This window comes from Nonomuraea sp. NPDC003201 (assembly GCF_053590415.1).
Map to the genome: position 1 here is coordinate 21,707 of NZ_JBSFTC010000027.1, position 15,856 is coordinate 37,562.

At 68.7% G+C, this 15,856-nt stretch carries 15 protein-coding genes and 1 pseudogene; 9 read left to right on the forward strand and 7 right to left on the reverse strand.

Going from position 1 to position 15,856, the window contains the following annotated elements:
* Positions 1–3: 3 nt before the first annotated feature.
* Positions 4–330: pseudogene (locus tag ACWDX9_RS13500) on the forward strand (TetR/AcrR family transcriptional regulator C-terminal domain-containing protein); the annotation flags it as partial.
* A gap of 83 nt (positions 331–413) precedes the next feature.
* Here ACWDX9_RS13500 and ACWDX9_RS13505 read toward each other — a convergent pair.
* Complete coding sequence (locus ACWDX9_RS13505; RefSeq protein ID WP_449952885.1) at positions 414–791, reverse strand: Dabb family protein; 378 nt, start codon at positions 789–791, stop codon at positions 414–416.
* A gap of 352 nt (positions 792–1,143) precedes the next feature.
* Here ACWDX9_RS13505 and ACWDX9_RS13510 point away from each other — a divergent pair, with 352 nt between their 5' ends.
* Complete coding sequence (locus ACWDX9_RS13510; RefSeq protein ID WP_449952887.1) at positions 1,144–1,845, forward strand: DUF2306 domain-containing protein; 702 nt, start codon at positions 1,144–1,146, stop codon at positions 1,843–1,845.
* Here the strand turns inward: ACWDX9_RS13510 and ACWDX9_RS13515 are convergent.
* Complete coding sequence (locus tag ACWDX9_RS13515; RefSeq protein WP_449952890.1) at positions 1,831–2,472, reverse strand: TetR/AcrR family transcriptional regulator; 642 nt, start codon at positions 2,470–2,472, stop codon at positions 1,831–1,833. The two genes, ACWDX9_RS13510 and ACWDX9_RS13515, sit on opposite strands and share 15 nt — an antisense overlap.
* A 170-nt stretch (positions 2,473–2,642) precedes the next feature.
* Here ACWDX9_RS13515 and ACWDX9_RS13520 point away from each other — a divergent pair, with 170 nt between their 5' ends.
* Together ACWDX9_RS13520 and ACWDX9_RS13525 are read left to right on the forward strand one after the other, a co-directional pair.
* The gene (locus ACWDX9_RS13520) at positions 2,643–3,524 is read left to right on the forward strand and encodes a helix-turn-helix domain-containing protein (protein ID WP_449952893.1); all 882 of its coding nucleotides are present in this window, start codon (positions 2,643–2,645) and stop codon (positions 3,522–3,524) included.
* 32 nt (positions 3,525–3,556) lie between these two features.
* Positions 3,557–4,591 carry a medium chain dehydrogenase/reductase family protein gene (locus ACWDX9_RS13525; RefSeq protein WP_449952896.1) on the forward strand — a complete coding sequence of 345 codons (1,035 nt, stop codon included), beginning with the start codon at positions 3,557–3,559 and terminating at the stop codon, positions 4,589–4,591.
* Positions 4,592–4,614: 23 nt separating this feature from the next.
* On the opposite strand, the gene ACWDX9_RS13530 is transcribed toward ACWDX9_RS13525, so the two are convergent.
* Positions 4,615–7,326: an ATP-binding protein gene (locus ACWDX9_RS13530; protein ID WP_449952899.1), complete on the reverse strand. Its 2,712-nt coding sequence runs from the start codon at positions 7,324–7,326 to the stop codon at positions 4,615–4,617.
* A gap of 213 nt (positions 7,327–7,539) precedes the next feature.
* On the opposite strand from ACWDX9_RS13530, the gene ACWDX9_RS13535 reads away from it, so the two are divergent.
* Positions 7,540–7,812 (forward strand): hypothetical protein, encoded by a 273-nt coding sequence (locus tag ACWDX9_RS13535; protein WP_449952901.1) that lies wholly within the window; start codon positions 7,540–7,542, stop codon positions 7,810–7,812.
* A gap of 32 nt (positions 7,813–7,844) precedes the next feature.
* On the opposite strand, the gene ACWDX9_RS13540 is transcribed toward ACWDX9_RS13535, so the two are convergent.
* Positions 7,845–9,212, reverse strand: coding sequence for a carotenoid oxygenase family protein (locus ACWDX9_RS13540; protein ID WP_449953037.1), 1,368 nt, complete (start codon positions 9,210–9,212; stop codon positions 7,845–7,847).
* A gap of 185 nt (positions 9,213–9,397) precedes the next feature.
* On the opposite strand from ACWDX9_RS13540, the gene ACWDX9_RS13545 reads away from it, so the two are divergent.
* Positions 9,398–10,351, forward strand: a complete 954-nt coding sequence (locus ACWDX9_RS13545; protein ID WP_449952904.1) for a GntR family transcriptional regulator — start codon at positions 9,398–9,400, stop codon at positions 10,349–10,351.
* Between the two features lie 125 nt (positions 10,352–10,476).
* Here ACWDX9_RS13545 and ACWDX9_RS13550 read toward each other — a convergent pair whose 3' ends face one another.
* Together ACWDX9_RS13550 and ACWDX9_RS13555 are read right to left on the reverse strand one after the other, a co-directional pair.
* Positions 10,477–12,018: an OmpA family protein gene (locus tag ACWDX9_RS13550; protein ID WP_449952907.1), complete on the reverse strand. Its 1,542-nt coding sequence runs from the start codon at positions 12,016–12,018 to the stop codon at positions 10,477–10,479.
* 279 nt (positions 12,019–12,297) lie between these two features.
* Positions 12,298–12,480, reverse strand: coding sequence for a hypothetical protein (locus ACWDX9_RS13555; protein WP_449952910.1), 183 nt, complete (start codon positions 12,478–12,480; stop codon positions 12,298–12,300).
* Between the two features lie 169 nt (positions 12,481–12,649).
* Here ACWDX9_RS13555 and ACWDX9_RS13560 point away from each other — a divergent pair, with 169 nt between their 5' ends.
* Together ACWDX9_RS13560 and ACWDX9_RS13565 are read left to right on the forward strand one after the other, a co-directional pair.
* Positions 12,650–13,009, forward strand: coding sequence for a DoxX family protein (locus ACWDX9_RS13560; protein WP_449952913.1), 360 nt, complete (start codon positions 12,650–12,652; stop codon positions 13,007–13,009).
* A 58-nt stretch (positions 13,010–13,067) separates the two neighbouring features.
* Positions 13,068–13,661 (forward strand): TetR family transcriptional regulator, encoded by a 594-nt coding sequence (locus ACWDX9_RS13565; RefSeq protein WP_449952915.1) that lies wholly within the window; start codon positions 13,068–13,070, stop codon positions 13,659–13,661.
* Positions 13,662–14,091: 430 nt separating this feature from the next.
* Here the strand turns inward: ACWDX9_RS13565 and ACWDX9_RS13570 are convergent, their stop codons facing one another.
* Entirely contained in the window at positions 14,092–14,436 is a 345-nt protein-coding gene (locus ACWDX9_RS13570; protein WP_449952918.1) for a hypothetical protein, read from the reverse strand.
* 502 nt (positions 14,437–14,938) lie between these two features.
* Between ACWDX9_RS13570 and ACWDX9_RS13575 the strand changes: the two genes are divergently transcribed.
* The gene (locus ACWDX9_RS13575) at positions 14,939–15,739 is read left to right on the forward strand and encodes an NBR1-Ig-like domain-containing protein (protein ID WP_449952921.1); all 801 of its coding nucleotides are present in this window, start codon (positions 14,939–14,941) and stop codon (positions 15,737–15,739) included.
* Positions 15,740–15,856: the final 117 nt, after the last annotated feature.

Genomic DNA, 15,856 nt, shown 5'->3' on the forward strand with positions numbered 1-15,856 from the left:
GACCTGCCCGCATCCGGGCCGGAGGGGTGGCGGGCCAAGCTCGAACTGATCTCCCGCCGGCAGTGGGAGCTGTGCCGGCGACACCTCTGGCTGCCCAAAGCCGTCTCTTTCACCCGCCCGCTGCTGGTGCCCAACATGATGGCCCACACCGAGTGGACCCTGCGCGCACTCGACGAGCTCGACCTGCCCATGGACATCCGGATCCGCGAAGCGCTCACGCTGCCCGCACTGGTCATCACCGTGGCGCTGTCCCTGGCCCAGGAGGCCGAAGCCGAGCAGGAGACCGGCACGACGCTCCACGGGTGGTGGCTGATCCAGCGCAAACGCGCCGACGCGCTCCTCAACGGCGAGCCTGGGCGCCCAGTAGCAGGCCGCGCTGCCGGCATCTCCACGGTCTCTGCCGACACGTTGCCTTACGGCAGCATGCCCACCAGCGCGGCCAGCTCGGGGTCGCTTTCGTACCGTCGCCGGTGCAGGTCGGCGATCTTCGCCCCCATCTGCGGGTCGTCATCGTCGGTGATGTCGTACGACTCGTACTTCTCGACCAGGGGCATGCCGATCCGGTCGGTGTGCGCGTGCGCCGAATGCGTCAGGTACTCCCAGTAGCCGTCGAGGTCCTCGATGACGAACACGCCACCCCAGTCGAAATCGCCTCCGAAGTCGCGGCCGACGACGAACGACTTCACCGCAGAGATGACCCGGCCCTGGTTGCGCATGCTCTCCAGCGCCTCCTCGACCTGCTCCTGCGTCACGCCCGCCTTGGCCTTCATCCGGATGCTGTGGTAAATCATCGTGCTCCTTTTCGTGGGTGCTGAACGTAGAGGTCCAGCCGCCTGGCCTTGACCATGGCGCGTACGGTGCTGAGCACCCGACTATGAGCTGGCCTGGTTTCTCGTCGCATCGGCAGGACTTGCCTATTCGACGGCAACGGCGCGTAGGCACACGCCCGTCGGCGAAGGCGCCCCTCGGCCGACCGCAATTCAAGCTCGCTGTTCCGCAATCTCCCGCATCGACTTCATGTCCCACCTGCGCCTACGGTTGCCGCTTGATCGGCATCGCTTGTGGCGAGGCGAAGGCCCGCTGCCGCCGACTTCGCGCATTGCGCCCTTTCCTTCTCGTTCCCGCGCAGGTATTGGAGTTCGCGTGTCCACTGCGACCATGTCACGGGCCGTTCGCCGCCGCTGGTGGTGGACCCTGTGGAGTCTTCTCACCGTGTCGGCGATCGGCATCACGGCCTACTTCGTTCCGCCGTACCTGGTCGGAAGTACGAACATTCCGAATCTCGACATGAGCATCCCGGGCTACTACACGAGTCTCGTGATCCATGGGGTGCCGGCCGGCCTGGCACTTCTCATCGGGCCGTGGCAGTTCGTGCCGCGGTTGCGGGCCCGTTTCCCCCGGGCGCACCGGATAGCGGGGCGGGTGTACCTGATCTCGGTCTTGGCCGCCGCGATGGCGGCGCTCTACTCCGCCGCGGTGACGCCGAGCGGCTTCACGCTGCAGGTCGCGTTCTTCGGGCTGGTCGTGGTGTGGTTGTACACGGCCGCCAAGGCGTACCGGGCGATCCGGCGCCGTGAGGTGCGGTTGCACCGGATCTGGATGGTCCGCAACTACGCGTTCACGTTCGCCGCCGTGACTCTGCGGCTCTACCAGCTGGCCCTGCTGCCGCTGATGAACGTCATACCGTCACTGGAATACAGCTCCGTCTACGAGTCGGCCGCGTGGCTGTCCCTGCTGGGCAATGTGCTGGTCGCGGAGTACTTCATCGTTCAGCGCACGCTGGCACCGCTGGCGCGGCGGCAGCCATCGGAACAACCGGCCGAGGAGGTTCTACTGCCGCAGTGAATCGACTTCGTCGGCGTACAGCAGCGCGACGTCGATGTCCATGCCGGTGAAGTGGCCGGCGAGTTCGAGGGACAGCACGCCGTGCAGCCGGGTCCAGAACGTCATGGCCTGGCGCAGGACGGCCGCCGGCGCCGTGGGATCAGGCGACCAGTGCCGGTGGCTGTCGAGGTGAGCGGCAAAAGGGGTTTCCGGCGATGGGATGTCCGCCTTGCGATAAGCGGCGATCAGCACGGACATGATCTCCTGCGTCATCGCGACGGTGTCCGCGGGCGCCTGGTACCCGGGCACGGGTGTGCCGTAGATCAGCAGGTACCGGTGGGGATCGCTCAGGGCCCACGCGCGTACGACGTGAGCCAGAGCGGCGATGTCGGCGCCGGAGTCGTACGCCTCGCGAACGGCGTCGGCGAGGCTGCGGTAGGCGTCCCTGATGAGCGCCGTGATCAGATCGTCGCGACTGGCGAAGTACCGGTAGAGGGCCGGGCCACTCATGCCCAGGTGCTTGGCGATCGCCTTCAGGGACAACGCCGACACGCCCGTGGTGGCGATCTGCTGCCAGGCGTGTTGCTTGATCTCGGCTTGCACCTGCGCCCGGTAGCGCTCACGCGGGCTCACCACATCGCGGTCCATGGGTCAGCCTCTCCGAGTTCCATGCGACTAACTGGAGTTAGAGGCTATCACCATCGCGATTGACGAAAATGGGGAGTGAGTTATATGGTGTAACAGGAGTGAGTTGGCGTAACGCAGCGACTGCACGTGCGCCGCTGCTCGTCACCCGTACCGGAGAAGTGGTCTCGCTGATGCAGAGGGAATCGCGCTTCGACATGGGCGGCTACGCCGGCCTGGACCTGGACCGGTTCGTCCGCCGATCGTTGTGCAGCTGGGAACGGCCCGGATGGCGCTCGCTGCTCGTCCAGAAGTTCGAGCACCTCGAGGCCGCCGGTGAGATGGTCATGCCGGCCTCGGCCGACACACACCTGTGGCTGATCACCGGCGGCGCCGGCAAGCTGCACATCGACACCGGCGAAGGCTGGCGGACCACACCCATCACGCCGGGCGAGATCGGCATGGCCACGCCGGGCGTACCGACTCGCCTGCGGTACGAGACGACGGCGCCGATGCACTCCATCCACGTCCATCTCCCCGCTGACGTGGTCGGCCGGACGGCTGCCGAGCTCGGTGGCCCGGCACCCCCGGCGCGGCATCCGGCCTCGGGCAGCGGCGAACTGATCGGCGCGGTGCTCAAGTCGCTGGCCGCCGCCACCGCGGCGGGTGCGGACGAGCTCTATGCCGATGCGGCTGCGCGATTTCTGGTGGTGCACCTGGCGATCCGCGACGGCCGGCGAGGCTCGGCGGACCGTACGAGGCGTGAGGACGTTCGCGTGCAGAAGGCCATCGCGTACATGCATGACCGGTTGAGTGAGCCGGTGCGTCTGGCGGAGCTGGCCGAGGAAGTGCGGTTGAGCCCTTATCACTTCCTGCGGGTGTTCAAGCAGGCGACGGGAGAGACCCCGGGCCGGTACCTCACCCGGCTGCGCATCGCGCACGCCACACACCTTCTGGAGAACGGGATGACGGTGAGCCAGGTGGCTCGGCGTTGTGGTTTCAGCAGCCCCGGGCACCTGTCGTCGGCGTTCCTGCGGGAGACCGGTGTACGGCCCTCAGCGGTGCCGGCCAGGTAGCACGTGACAACAATCCAACCGAGGAGCCTTCGATGACCGGCACAGCCCTTGAGATCGTCATGCCCGGCAAGGTCGAGCCGGACGGGTTGCAGCTCCGCACCCGGCCGCTGCCGACACCGGCCGCCGGCAACGTCCTGCTGCGGATGGAGGCGACCGGCATCTCGTTCGCCGAGCAGCAGATGCGCCGCGGCCGGTATTACGACCAGCCGAGCTTCCCCTTCGTACCCGGCTACGACGTGGTCGGCACGGCGGTCGCGGCGGGCCCCGGCGTGGACGCCACGCTGATCGGCAGGCGGTACGCCGCCGTGACCAAGATCGGCGCCTGGGCCAGCCACGTCCAGGTGGACGCCGCCGACCTGGTACCCGTGCCGGACGGCCTGGACGCGGCCGAGGTGGAGACGGTCGTCGTCAACGGGATCACTGCCTGGCAGATGCTGCACCGGATGGCCAAGGTTCGCCGCGGCGGGACGATCGTGGTCCTCGGTGCCAACGGCGGCGTCGGCACGACGCTGGTGCAACTGGCCCGCCACGCCGGGATCACGGTGATCGGCACCGCGTCGGCACGTCACCATGAGACGGTGCGGAAGCTGGGTGCGACCCCGGTCGACTACCGCGACCCCGGCATGTACCACCGGATCCGGCAGCTCGCCCCGAACGGCGTGGACGCGGTGTTCGACCACGTCGGCGGCACCGGGCTGCGGCAGTCGTGGCAGTTGCTGCGCCGCGGCGGAACCCTGGTGTCGTACGGGACCGCGGCCACCAAGGACAGCGAGGGCAATGCCCGGATTCCGGTCCTCAAGTCGTATTTCCGGCTGATGCTCTGGAACTACCTCCCCAACGGCCGCAACGCCTACTTCTACGACTTCTGGGCCGGCCGCCGGCGCGCGGACGCCTTCCGTACCCGCCTGCGCGACGACCTCACCGAGGTGCTGCGACTGCTGGCCGACGGCACTCTCGCCCCGCAGATCGCCGCGAGGCTCCCGCTCTCCGACGCCGCGGCGGCGATGACCCTCGCCGAGTCACGAACCGTGACCGGCAAGGTCGTCCTCGTGCCCGACGCCGGATAGCGGTTCCCTTCCGGGGAGCGGTCTCACCGGCCGTCGGGTCTGTCCTGGATGGCGAGGTCGGGGTGATCCTTGAGCTGCCTGCGTGAGTTGATGCCGAGCTTGCGGAAGATGTTGCGCAGGTGGGCGTCCACGGTGCGTTTGCTGACGTAGAGCTGGACGGCGACCTCGTTCGAGGTGGCGCCCGAGGCCACGAGGCGGGCGACGGCGACCTCCTGCATGGACAGCTTCCCGTACGTTCGCTCGGACCGGGCCGGGACCTTCTCGCCGGTGGCGCGCAACTCGTCGGCGGCCCGCCGGGCGAATGCCTCCGCTCCGGCTCCGGACAGCAGCTCGTGGGCGGTGCGCAGGTGCTCGCGGCAGTCACGCCGTCGCCCTTCGCGCCGCAGCCATTCCCCGTACAGGAGGTGCGCCCGGGCCAGGTAGGGGAGCAGCGGGCCCTCGGCGAGCAGGTCGACGGCTTCCCGGTAGTGATCCTCGATGCCGGTCACGAGCCCTCGTGAGTAGGCCGCGACTCCCCGGCCGGTGATGGTTCCGCCGGCCTGTGTGCGCTCGGTGAGGGAGTCCAGTGCCTGCGATGCGGTGAGGTAGTCGTCACAACGGACCGCGGCTTCGATCAGCTCCGGCAGGGCCGCTCCGGTGAGGAACAGGTCACCGTGCTCGGTGGCCCTACGGGCCGCGGCCAGCGCGGCCGGGTAGTCGGCCAGCCCGTTGTGAAGCATGGCTGTGGTCCAGTGCAGGTTCGTGACCTGCCCGGGCCATCCGGTGGTCGGTGCCGCGGTGGCCGCCTCGCACAGCTCGAGAGCCTCGTCGCGGCGGCCGCGCAGCGCGGCGAGATGCAGCCGGTGATGGAGCAGCGGGGGAGCGCCGGTCGCGTCGGCGATCGCCGCCTCCTCCGCGGTGGTGGCGATCGCCTGCCCGATGTCGCCGATCAGGATGGCCTCGACCGCCTTCTGCGCGAGGCCGAGCCTGAGCAGCAGCGGCGAGCCCGACGCCCGGCCCGCCTTCACCAGCCATGCGGCGATGGCGGCCAGGGTGTCCAGGTCCCACAGCTCGACGGCGATCATCGTGGCGAGCGCGGGACGGCGCGTCCAGAACCGCTCGCCTCTGTCGTAGAGGGCGTGGCGAAGCAGCGGTACCGCGGCCTCGTACCCGTCGGTGGCCAGCACGATCAAGGCGTCAAGGGCGTCCGGTGAGCTCGGCGCCGGCGCCGTGGACCGGGCCGCGGTGAGGACCCGATCGATGACGACACCGCCGCGGCCGACGGACAGGCTCATCTCGACGGCATCGAGGAAACAGTCACGTGCCCGGTCCGGATCGAGACTCGCCAGCCGTTGGGCGGCACGCACCATCAGCATCGGTCCGGAGCCGTCGCCGTGCCGGGTGAAGGCGATCCGGCCCTGCAGCAGGTCGACGTCAGCGTGCTGGAACTCGTCCAGCGGGGTGGTCTCGAGGATCGCGAGCAGGCTCGCCGCCTTGCCGGACGCCCCCGCGTCGAAGCTGGCCTGGGCGGCGTGCAGAGTTCGAACGATCCGGCGTTCCGGATCCAGCGACAGCGCCACCGAACGCTCGAGGAAGGCCGCCGCGGCTGCCACGCCCCCGCGTCCCTGAGCACGCGTCGCGCACCGTTCCAGCTCGTCGGCGACGCCGTCATCGGGGCCGGGGCTCGCCTGGGCGCGGTGCCAGGCCCGGCGGTCCGGCGCCGTGATCGGGTCGGTGACCGCCGCCAGCGCCTCGTGTGCCGAGCGGCGTTCGACGGCGTCGGCGGCGCGGTAGACCGCCGAACGTGCCAACGGGTGACAGAAGCGGATGCGGGCACCGAACTCGACCAGTCCCGTCGCGTCCGCCTCCGCGCTGGCCGGTGTCACATCGAGGTTCAGCTGACCGGCGGCCGGCCAGAGCAGGCCAGGGTCGCCGGTCGGGTCGGCGCTCGCCACGATCAGCAGCAGCCTGGCCTCGGCGGACAGACCGGCCAGCCTGGCTCGGAAGCCGTACTCGATCCGGGTCGGAACCGAGGACCCGTCAGGCGGGACGAAGCCACCGGCGCGGGGCAGCTCCAGCAGCGCCAGCGGGTTCCCGTGGGCCTCGGCGACGAGCCGGTCCCGGACCTGATCATCGAGGGGGAACGGGCTCCGCGTCGTCAGCAGAACCTTGGCGTCCTCGTCGCTCAGACCATGGACGGCCAGCTGCGGCAGCTCGCCGAATCCATGCGCCGCGTACGTCGGCCGCACCGCGAAGATCATCGCTGCAGGGTCGGCGGCGACCCGGCGGGCGAGGAAGACCATCGCCCTCGCCGACGCGGTATCGACCCACTGCGCGTCATCGATCAAGCACAACAGGGGCCGCTCCTGGGCCGCCGCTGTCACCAGTCCGAGCGCCGCCAGACCGATCCGGAACGGGTCGGGTGTGCCCTCGGCCAGCCCGAAGGCCACCCGCAGGGCGTCGCGATGCCGGTCCGGCAGCTCATTGAGGTGCTTCAGCATCGGCACACACAGCTGGTGCAGCGCGGAGTACGGCAGTTCCTGCTCGAACTCCGACCCGGACGTCCGGACCACCCGGAACCCGGACGCCGCATTTCTGGCGTATTCCAGCAGGGCACTCTTGCCGATGCCCGCCTCGCCTTCCAGCACCAGTGCGCCGCCCTGTCCCGTACGAGCAGCGCCGGTCAGTTCGTCGACGCGCTGCTGTAACTCGTGCCTGCCGACGAGCACATCGGTTGTGAGCGCAGGAGTCCGCATAACGGGAACCGTAGGTGATCGCCGCTTACCGGGCACGGGCTTCCCTCAGGAGTGCGGTCAACGTCTCGCCGCATGCCGTTCCGTTCGTGCGGCATCCCGCCGAGCCGGCCCATCGACGCCACCGGCCACTCGACGCTTCCTCAAGCGTGGCGTGTCAAAGGAGCCATTTGTCCGGCTGCTGTAGCGGCACCGCGGCCGGCAAAGGGCGAGGACATGCGCGGTGATCTGAGAGTGGCGCGGCTGCACCGAGACGGTCACCAGCCGGCCGAGGAGCTCGGCTGCTGGAGGCTGCTCGCCCGGCATCGCGCGCGACTTCGACCCGGGGCCGGCATCCAGACCGTACTCACCGCGATCCGGATGCCGCGCGTGAACGCGGTCATGGAGCGATGGGTGCAGTCGTGCCGCCGAAAGCTTCCCGTCACCGCCGCCCACACCAAGGTGGACGAAGTCAAACCCCGGGCGACCTGCGCATACATCTCGACCTGACCGGCATGGTCGTCACTGCTGTGGAACGATTTTCAGGCGTCCGGGATCCAGTTTCCGTGGAAGCCGAGGGGCACGCGTACGGGCAGGTGGACGCGTGCCACGGGCGGCCCGGTGAAGTCCTGAGCGGACAGGATCACCAGGTCCGAGGCGCCGCGCTCGGGATCGGCGACGTAGGCCATCAGGTAACCGGCGTCCTCCGCGTCCTCGTTCTGGTCGCCGCTCGGGTTCGCGGCGAAGGCGGCCTCGCCGACGGCGGCGTCTCGCGCGAAGCCGTGCACCTCCGTCGTGCCCCGCACCAGGTCGTGCTTGACCAGCGCGTTGGTGAACGCGTCGTCGGGGTGCGGGCCTTCGGGGGTGAATTGCATGCCGTACACCGGGGTCACCGCGGAGTAGCCGTAGCGGTGCGGACGGGAGGCGTAGGCGTCGTTCACGCGCGGGAAGTCCTGGGCCCGGTCGTCCACGCACCGCTGCTCCAGCCGTCCGGCGCGCAGGTCGATGCTCCAGCGGTCGAGCCTGGGCTTGATGCCGCCGGGATCGGCGACGTCCACGGGCCCGTCGGCGACGATCAGGTCCACGGTGATCGTCGAGCCGTCGTCGTAGGCGTTGAGGATGTGGCTGACGAAGAAGGCGTCGACGGGGAACCAGCGGACCTGCCCTCCCGCCCGGGGCAGGACGCCCACGTGGGCCTGGTGCGCGGGGTTCCAGCGGAAACGCATCGCGTCCATGTTGAACGTCAGCGGGATGTCGAACACGACCACGAAGTTCTCCGACAGCGCGAAGTCGTGGAGGAACGGGAGTTCCCCGGGCAGCGGGATGTCAGTGATCCGGGTGACCGTTCCCGCCGGGTCGGTGACGATGTGCTGCGCGAACGGACGTCCCAGCACATACGCCACCGAGTGCAGGTCGCCGGTGCGCGGATCGACCTTGGAGTGTGCGTTGGCGCTGGAACCGTCGGGCGTGGCGCCCATGGGGCACTCCCCGATCGTGTCGAGCTCGTAGCCGAGCTCGTGCGGCAGCCCGCCGGCCTCTGACAGGGCCAGGGTGCGCCCGGCGTGACGGAGCACGTGGATGTTCGGGGAGGGCGGCAGGAACGCGGGCGGCTGCAGCCCGCGCCGCATCCTGTCCAGTGCGTCGGAGACCTCCGTCGAGCGGACCCACCGGTTGCGGTACCACTCGGCGCGGCCGTCGCGGATGCGCACTCCGTGCACCATTCCCGCGCCGAAGGCCCAGAAGTGCGTGACGGGGTCCTCCACGCCGAGCGGGTTCGGGCCCAGTCGCAGGTAGCGGCCGTTCAGATCGGCGGGCAGGCGTCCGGTCACGGGCAGGTCATAGGCGGTGATCTCCTCCTTCACTGGTGCGAAGGGTCCGTGCAGGTAACGGTCGTAGTGGTCCATGTTCACCTCGGTCAATCAGTTGTACGGTGTACGAAGCGAGACGGTACACCGGACAAACGCCCGGTACAGCGCAGCCGCTCGCGATGTGCTAGGCCAAGAATCGACCGTTCACCAGGGGCGGGACGAGGGCTGCTCGGCCGCTGCGGCCGCGTCGCAGCTGCCCTAGTACAGAAGTTGGGAGACGATTGGCCGTGCAACGAGCCGGGAGCGGTTCCGAGCCGCCGTACCTGCGGATCGTGCGGGAGATCGAGCGGCGCATCAACAGGGGCGAGTTGCGGCCCGGCGACCGCGTCCCCTCCATCAGGCAGGCCGCCGCACAGTGGGGAGTGGCCACCGCGACCGCCACCAAGGCGCTGGACACGCTGCGCCGGCGGGGGCGGGTGATGGCCGTCCCCCGCGTCGGCACCGTCGTGGCCGAACCGGCCCCCGTAACCGCACCCGCGCCCCGTCCCGGGGCGGGCCGGGCTCGCGCTCGGCGTCCGGTGGCGGCCCGCCAGAACGCCGAGCGCGAGCGGGTCGTGCGCGCGGCGATCGCCATCGCGGACGCGCAGGGCTTCGAGGCGGTGTCCATGCGCGGCGTCGCGACAACGCTCGGCATGCCCACCATGTCGCTGTACGGCCTGGTACGTGGCAAGGAGGAAATGGCCACGCTCATGGCCGACGCCGTGTTCGGCGAGCTGGAGCTACCGCAAGAGCCTCCGCCGGGCTGGCGGGCCCATCTGGAACTCGCGGCGCGCCTGCAGTGGCGCCTCTATCTGCGCCACCCCTGGTTGCCCCGGCTCATGTCGCTCACCCATCCGCAGCCGCGGCCCAACATGCTCAGGTTCGGCGACTGGGGCATGAGCGCCGTACTGGGGCTCGGCCTCGACCCCGAGGCGGCCCGGGTCGTGTGGTGGGCGGTGGCCAACCACGTAAGGGGAACGGCCACGAACCTGGAGGCGCAGCACGACGCGGAGCGGCACACGGGGCTGTCGCCTGACCAGTGGTACAACGCCCATCTCCCGTCCTTTCATGCCGGGCTCTCAACGCACACGGCGCCGCTCGACGACCGGCTGCAATTCGACCTGACCGCGTTCTTCGAGGCCGGGCTGCGGCTCTTGCTGGACGGGGTCGCGGTCCAGATCGGGCGGCAGCACCGGCCGTAGCCGCCGTCGCCGTCACGGCGCGCTGTGAGCTGACCGCGTCAACCGCGGGCTCCCGAAGCGCTCCCATCGTGGGCGATCCCTTGCGGTCGGCCGCCGGACCTCGGGCTGTGAACCCCTGGATGCCACTACTGGATCGGGATCTGCAGGTCGCGGAACGGGCCGATCTTGACCTTGAGGGTGTCGGCGGTGTCAGGCAGGGCGAAGAGGTTCCAGAACTCGCGGGTCCGGCCTGGTGCGAACTTCTCGGTGCTGATGCGGACGCCGGAGACGTCGGTGCATGCGCAGTAGGAGTCCACGCCGTCATCGGTGGGGACCTCCAGGCGGCCGGGCAGGTACTGGCGGCGGGCGGCGACGTCGGTCACGCGGACGTTGGTTGCGGCCTGGTATTTGTACGCCTCCCAGTCCTGGGTGTGGTGAAGGTCTCTGAACCACGTCTCGGCCGTTCCCTCATTGGTGATCTTGTAGGTGAGCAGGCCGAGGCCGCCGGGCAGCCGGCGCAGGCCCGTGATCTCCATGGCGATGGGCTGTCCGTCGGCCTTGGTGGTGCCGGTCAGGCCGGTCGGGCCGGGAGAGGTCGTGGCCACCGGTTCCTGGGCGGCAGGCTGAGGTTTGGGGAAGGTCACGGTGACGCGGCGGTTGCGGCGCTTGCCCTCATCGCTGTCGTTCTTGTACAGCGGGCGGCGCGAGCCGTACCCCTTGGCCTGGAAGCGGATCCCGTCCCGGGACAGCAGTGCCGACAGGGTGCGCTGCACCGCCTGGGCGCGGCGCAGTGACAGCGGGTCGTTGATGGCGTCGTTGCCGGAGGAGTCGGCGTGCCCCGCCACCGTCACCACTGTGGCGGGGGAGGCGTCGATGAGCTTGGCCGTGCGGGCCATGATCGACTTGGCACGGGGAGTGAGAGTGGCCTTGTCCACCGCGAACAACACGTCGGAGGAGAGGTTGACCTGCAACTCCTTGCCGTCGTCGGCGGTCTCCTCCGATTTGTCCAGGGACTCCGAGGGGAGAATGAGGCGGCGGGTGACCGGCGTGACGGGCTCGGCATCAGGGTCGGGAAAGTCGCCGGTCGGAGTTTCGTCGCTGATGGGCACGTTGAGCATCGGCGGGCTCACGGGGGTGACGACGGTGGTCGCCACAGGGTTGCCCGACGGTGCGGGCAGCACCGCGTAGACGGTGATTGATTGGCCGGGGTCGATGAAGCGGCCGAGGCCGTCGCGGTCCAGGTCACTGCACAGGCAGGGGGAGTTGGCAGGTTGGTACGGCAGGATCCAGGTACGGGCCTGCGCGTCAAGGACGCCGATGCCGGAGGCCCACTTGATCTGGCCGAGGGGGCGGGTGTGGTCGCCCATCTCGCCGGGCCAGGACAGGTGCTTGTCGGTGCCGGTGTTGGATAGCCGGATCTGGGCGATGAGGTGCTTGCCCTTGACGCGATTGAGGCCGACGACCTCGACCTTGAGGTGCTCGGTCATGGTGCTGCGGGTTTCGGCCAGGGCCGGTCGGGCGTCTTGATCCGATGCCGTGGCGGTGGCGGGTGGAGCGCTGGTGGCCGGGGCACTCGACGTCGGCGCGGTGGTGGCGGGCGGGGGCGCGGCTTCCTTCGTCGGCAGCACCCCGCATCCGGCCGTGGCCAGCGTGAGTACGGCGGTCAGGGCCAGGATCCGATGAGGCATGGGGGAGAAGGTATCCGTTCCGAAATGTTGGAGATCAGGCCGCGTGAGAGCGGTGCGCACACCCCGGCCTGAGGTGTGCCGCCCGTCAGTTGCGCGCATGCGACACCACCAGGAACGAGCCCGGAGGTACCACGTCCATCACCGGCTTGACGATCGCGTGCGGGTCAGTCTCCTGCGCGCTGGAGCGGTAGGAGTTGCACCAGCGAAGCCTACGGCAAATCCTGCAGCCCGCCCGCGCTGCCTGCAGCCTTCGTGCGTGGCGTAGTTCGCGAACGGCACTCACACGGCTTCGATCGAGGTCTGGACCTGAATTCGCTGCGTTGATTCCGCTTGAGCGAGCGCGGTGGTGAAGAGAGCTCCACAGCACATCAGAACTGCCGCCGACATCAGCATCGTGACTGACCGCGCCACGCCGAGCCGCGCACTCTTCCTCTCCTGAACGCGCACGGTCGATCGCGTCACGCACCTTTCTCCTCATGGGCATCAGGACGGTCTCGGCCAACCGCGCCTGCTCCTGGGACTCGGCGCGTAGCCCATCCATTGCCTGCCGGCAAGGCCGGCCTCCATCCGCGCGATCCATACTATACGGTATGGTACGGCACTAGTGCATCATCATAGCCAGAGGAGAGACATGTCAGCATTGCCCGATCCGGTTTGGCCGGTTGTCGTGCTAGCGATCATCCAGGCCGGTGACGCCGTCATGTGCATCAAGCCCGTTCCGTTCATCGCCCAGTGCTTCGAAGACGTGAACTGGCCGCGACGTTACTGGTGGATCATGCCGCCGCTGAAGTTCGCCGCCGCGGCCGGTCTGATCCTGGGCATCTGGCTGCCGTATCTCGGTGCTGTGACCTGTGCTGCGCTCGTCCTCTACTTCATGGTCGCCATCGCGATGCACATCGCGGCTCGAGACTTCGGCCGTAACCTCTTCCTCAACGCCACCGTCATGCTGCTGATCTGCATCGCAGTCGGCGTCTTCAGCTTCGTGGCATGAAGCTCGCATGCGCCTCGGCGAGCGCGGATCACTCCATACCCGATGGTATGTTTGCCGGATGAGCGCGGCACGAGACCGGTGGCTGAACGAAGGCTTGAAGGTCCTCGCTGAAGAAGGCGCAGCAGGGATTCGAATCGACCGGATCGCCGCTCGACTCAACCTGTCGAAAGGGTCGTTCCACCATCACTTCGATGGCGCCGAGGGATACAAGAAAGCGCTTCTCGCCCATTTCGAGCACCTATCGATCGAAACGCTCGAAAATGCAATTTCCGACGTCGGTGAATCGGCTGGTGCCCGGGTGATCCTCGCACGGCTGACGAAACTCGTCCGCCCTGGCGGCACAGGACTTTATCGTCCAGAACTCGATGTCGCAGTGCGGGCGTGGGCGACATGGGATGCGGATGTGCGTGCCGTGCAGACTCGCCTGGACGAGGCCAGACTGTCCGCACTCCAGCGGGTGTGGCGATCGGCCGTCGCCAGCGACGAGGAGGCCCGGACGGCGGCCCTGTTGCCCTACCTGCTTGCGGTTGGAGCAACCGTCGTCTTTCCCCCCGTCGACGCTGACCGGCTTCGCGACCTCTATGAAATCCTCCTACGACTCGTACCGGATAGCGCCGGCCAGAGGCAGGATGGCACGACGTCACCACCGTGACCCGGCTATGCGTCGGCCCTTCATCTTTTCCCCAGCCACGAAGGAGCATGGGAGCTGGTCAGGGCCGAAGCGTTCTCAGCTGGTGGGAGACACCACGGGTTTGACGATGTTCCGCCCTGATCCCGCCGGGGCCCGTAAACCCTCGTCGTCCCGTCATTCCCGAGCAGGTGCCAGTGTGACCACGGCGCCGTCGTCATCGGGACTGCCTCTCTCCGGCAAGCACAGGGGCTCGTGTCGGGCTTCACGACATCCCGCAATCCGGAAGCAGAACATCCGGAACGGAACCTGACACGCGAAGGATGACCGGGCCCACCGTTCCGGCCCACCGCCCAGGTTCGCGCGGCTCGGAGCGGTTCATCCTGCGGTCTTGACCTCGGGCCCTCCACCGACAAGGAGTAATGTGCTCATTTCCGTTGTCGCGGCCCTCGGGCTAGGCGCGGCCGCCGTCCTTGATGGACACGATCGAAGCGGTCTGGAACCTCTTGTGCCCCTTGCCGTCGGCCTTGACGACCGCCGTGTAGTTCTTGGTGGTCCAGCCCAGGCTGTACTTGATGTACAGCTTGCGCTTGTTGCCGCACCGGTTGTGCCAGTACACGGTCACGGACGTGTTGCCGTCCCCCCAGGACCAAGCGAAACACCCGGCGACTCCGCGGTGGACGTCCGCCGAGGCCGGAGTGGCGCTGACCCCGACGCCCAGACCGGCGACAACGGCGGTGGAGGCGGCGACGACGGCCGCTCGGATCCGCAGGCCGGCCATACGAGTGATCACGGACATGAACAGTTCCTTTCTACTGTGCTCAGGTCACCTCGCCGAGCTGCGGATTCAGCCCGCCGGACCGGCGTGCCCGGGGACGTCGACGGCAGGGACGGCGCCCCCGACGGCCGACAGCACGTAGGTGACACCGACAGCCGCGACGGCCGGCGGGCTGAATCATCCCCCGTTGGGAGTCCCTTCGCAGGGCCAAGGCGTGACGCCGTGAGCGTGGACGTCATCCCGGTGATCCCGGCGGCGTGCCGGCGGGGATGTCCACCACCCTGCCATCGGATGGCCGCCCATCCCAGCGAACTTTGTCCAGGCTCCGTCCAAAGGACCGGGCTTGGACATTGGACGGAGCCAGTGGGAGGAAGAGAAAGGCGCCACCACCGGCCACCGGTAGTCGGCACACGAGGAAGGTGAACAGAACGTGGAGACGCAGGGTCCCAGGAATCGACGAGGACGACAGCCGACTCGGCCCGATCCCGGCTCAGGGCCGACAGAGGCGTTCGCAGACAAGCTGGTGCAGCTGAAGCAGGTGGCCGGCGACCCGTCCTACGCGGAGATGGCCTCCCGGCTCGGCGCGGCGGCCTCGAAGTCGTCCCTGGCCAGCGCCGCACAAGGACGCAAGCTTCCTACGTGGGAGACAACCTGGGAGTACGTCCGGGTCCTGGCGGTCGACCGCCTGGGCGGCGACCCGGAGAAGACCCGGCAGGAGTGGCGGGACCTCTGGGAGCGTGCCAGGGCGGACAGCTCCCCTGCCGGCACGGGCACCGTCGACGGGACGCAGGACGAGGCGCCGCCGCTTGACGCGGGGACGGACCCGGCTCTCCCACCCCGGCCTGCGCAGCGCAGCCGTCTCCTCTTCTACGTGGTGGCCGCGGCCACGATGGCGGTGGCTGGAGCGGTGTTCTTCACGCTGGCCACGAAGGTGCTCCGAAACAATCCCCCGCCCTCGGGGCCGACGACGAGCCCGGCTCCCGTGGACAACTCCGAATTCGTGGCCGACGTCACGTACCCGGACGGTTCGAAAGTGCGGCCGGGCTCTTCCTTCAAGAAGATATGGAGAATTCACAACACCGGAACGGTCGCCTGGGAGGGCCGATTTCTGGCACGTGTCAGCAAATCCCCGTGCCGGTCGCCGGAAAAGGTGACCATACCTTCGACGGCGCCCGGCCAGACCGTGGACATCGCGGTGCGGGTGAAGGCGCCGGATAAGCCTGGGAACTGCCACATCTCCTGGAAAATGACCGATGCGCAGGGCCGAGTGCTGTTCCCGCTCAAACGCGGGGTGTTCCTCGACGTCCAAGTGGGCCCGCCCTGACCTGCGATTTCATTTGTCCAACCCGCTGGAACGCCGCTTTGGACGGGCTCTGGACAAAGATTCCTTGGTCGGCTGGAGGCCGCGTGCCAGCATGGTGGCCAAGGCGCGATACGACGC

What these genes read in the sequence shown, in the direction of transcription:
- ACWDX9_RS13505 (WP_449952885.1), bottom strand. Translation starts at nt 791, where the DNA reads ATGATTTACCACAGCATCCGGATGAAGGCCAAGGCGGGCGTGACGCAG.
- ACWDX9_RS13515 (WP_449952890.1), bottom strand. Translation starts at nt 2,472, where the DNA reads ATGGACCGCGATGTGGTGAGCCCGCGTGAGCGCTACCGGGCGCAGGTG.
- ACWDX9_RS13520 (WP_449952893.1), top strand. Translation starts at nt 2,643, where the DNA reads ATGCAGAGGGAATCGCGCTTCGACATGGGCGGCTACGCCGGCCTGGAC.
- ACWDX9_RS13525 (WP_449952896.1), top strand. Translation starts at nt 3,557, where the DNA reads ATGACCGGCACAGCCCTTGAGATCGTCATGCCCGGCAAGGTCGAGCCG.
- ACWDX9_RS13530 (WP_449952899.1), bottom strand. Translation starts at nt 7,326, where the DNA reads ATGCGGACTCCTGCGCTCACAACCGATGTGCTCGTCGGCAGGCACGAG.
- ACWDX9_RS13535 (WP_449952901.1), top strand. Translation starts at nt 7,540, where the DNA reads ATGCGCGGTGATCTGAGAGTGGCGCGGCTGCACCGAGACGGTCACCAG.
- ACWDX9_RS13550 (WP_449952907.1), bottom strand. Translation starts at nt 12,018, where the DNA reads ATGCCTCATCGGATCCTGGCCCTGACCGCCGTACTCACGCTGGCCACG.
- ACWDX9_RS13560 (WP_449952913.1), top strand. Translation starts at nt 12,650, where the DNA reads ATGTCAGCATTGCCCGATCCGGTTTGGCCGGTTGTCGTGCTAGCGATC.
- ACWDX9_RS13565 (WP_449952915.1), top strand. Translation starts at nt 13,068, where the DNA reads ATGAGCGCGGCACGAGACCGGTGGCTGAACGAAGGCTTGAAGGTCCTC.
- ACWDX9_RS13570 (WP_449952918.1), bottom strand. Translation starts at nt 14,436, where the DNA reads ATGTCCGTGATCACTCGTATGGCCGGCCTGCGGATCCGAGCGGCCGTC.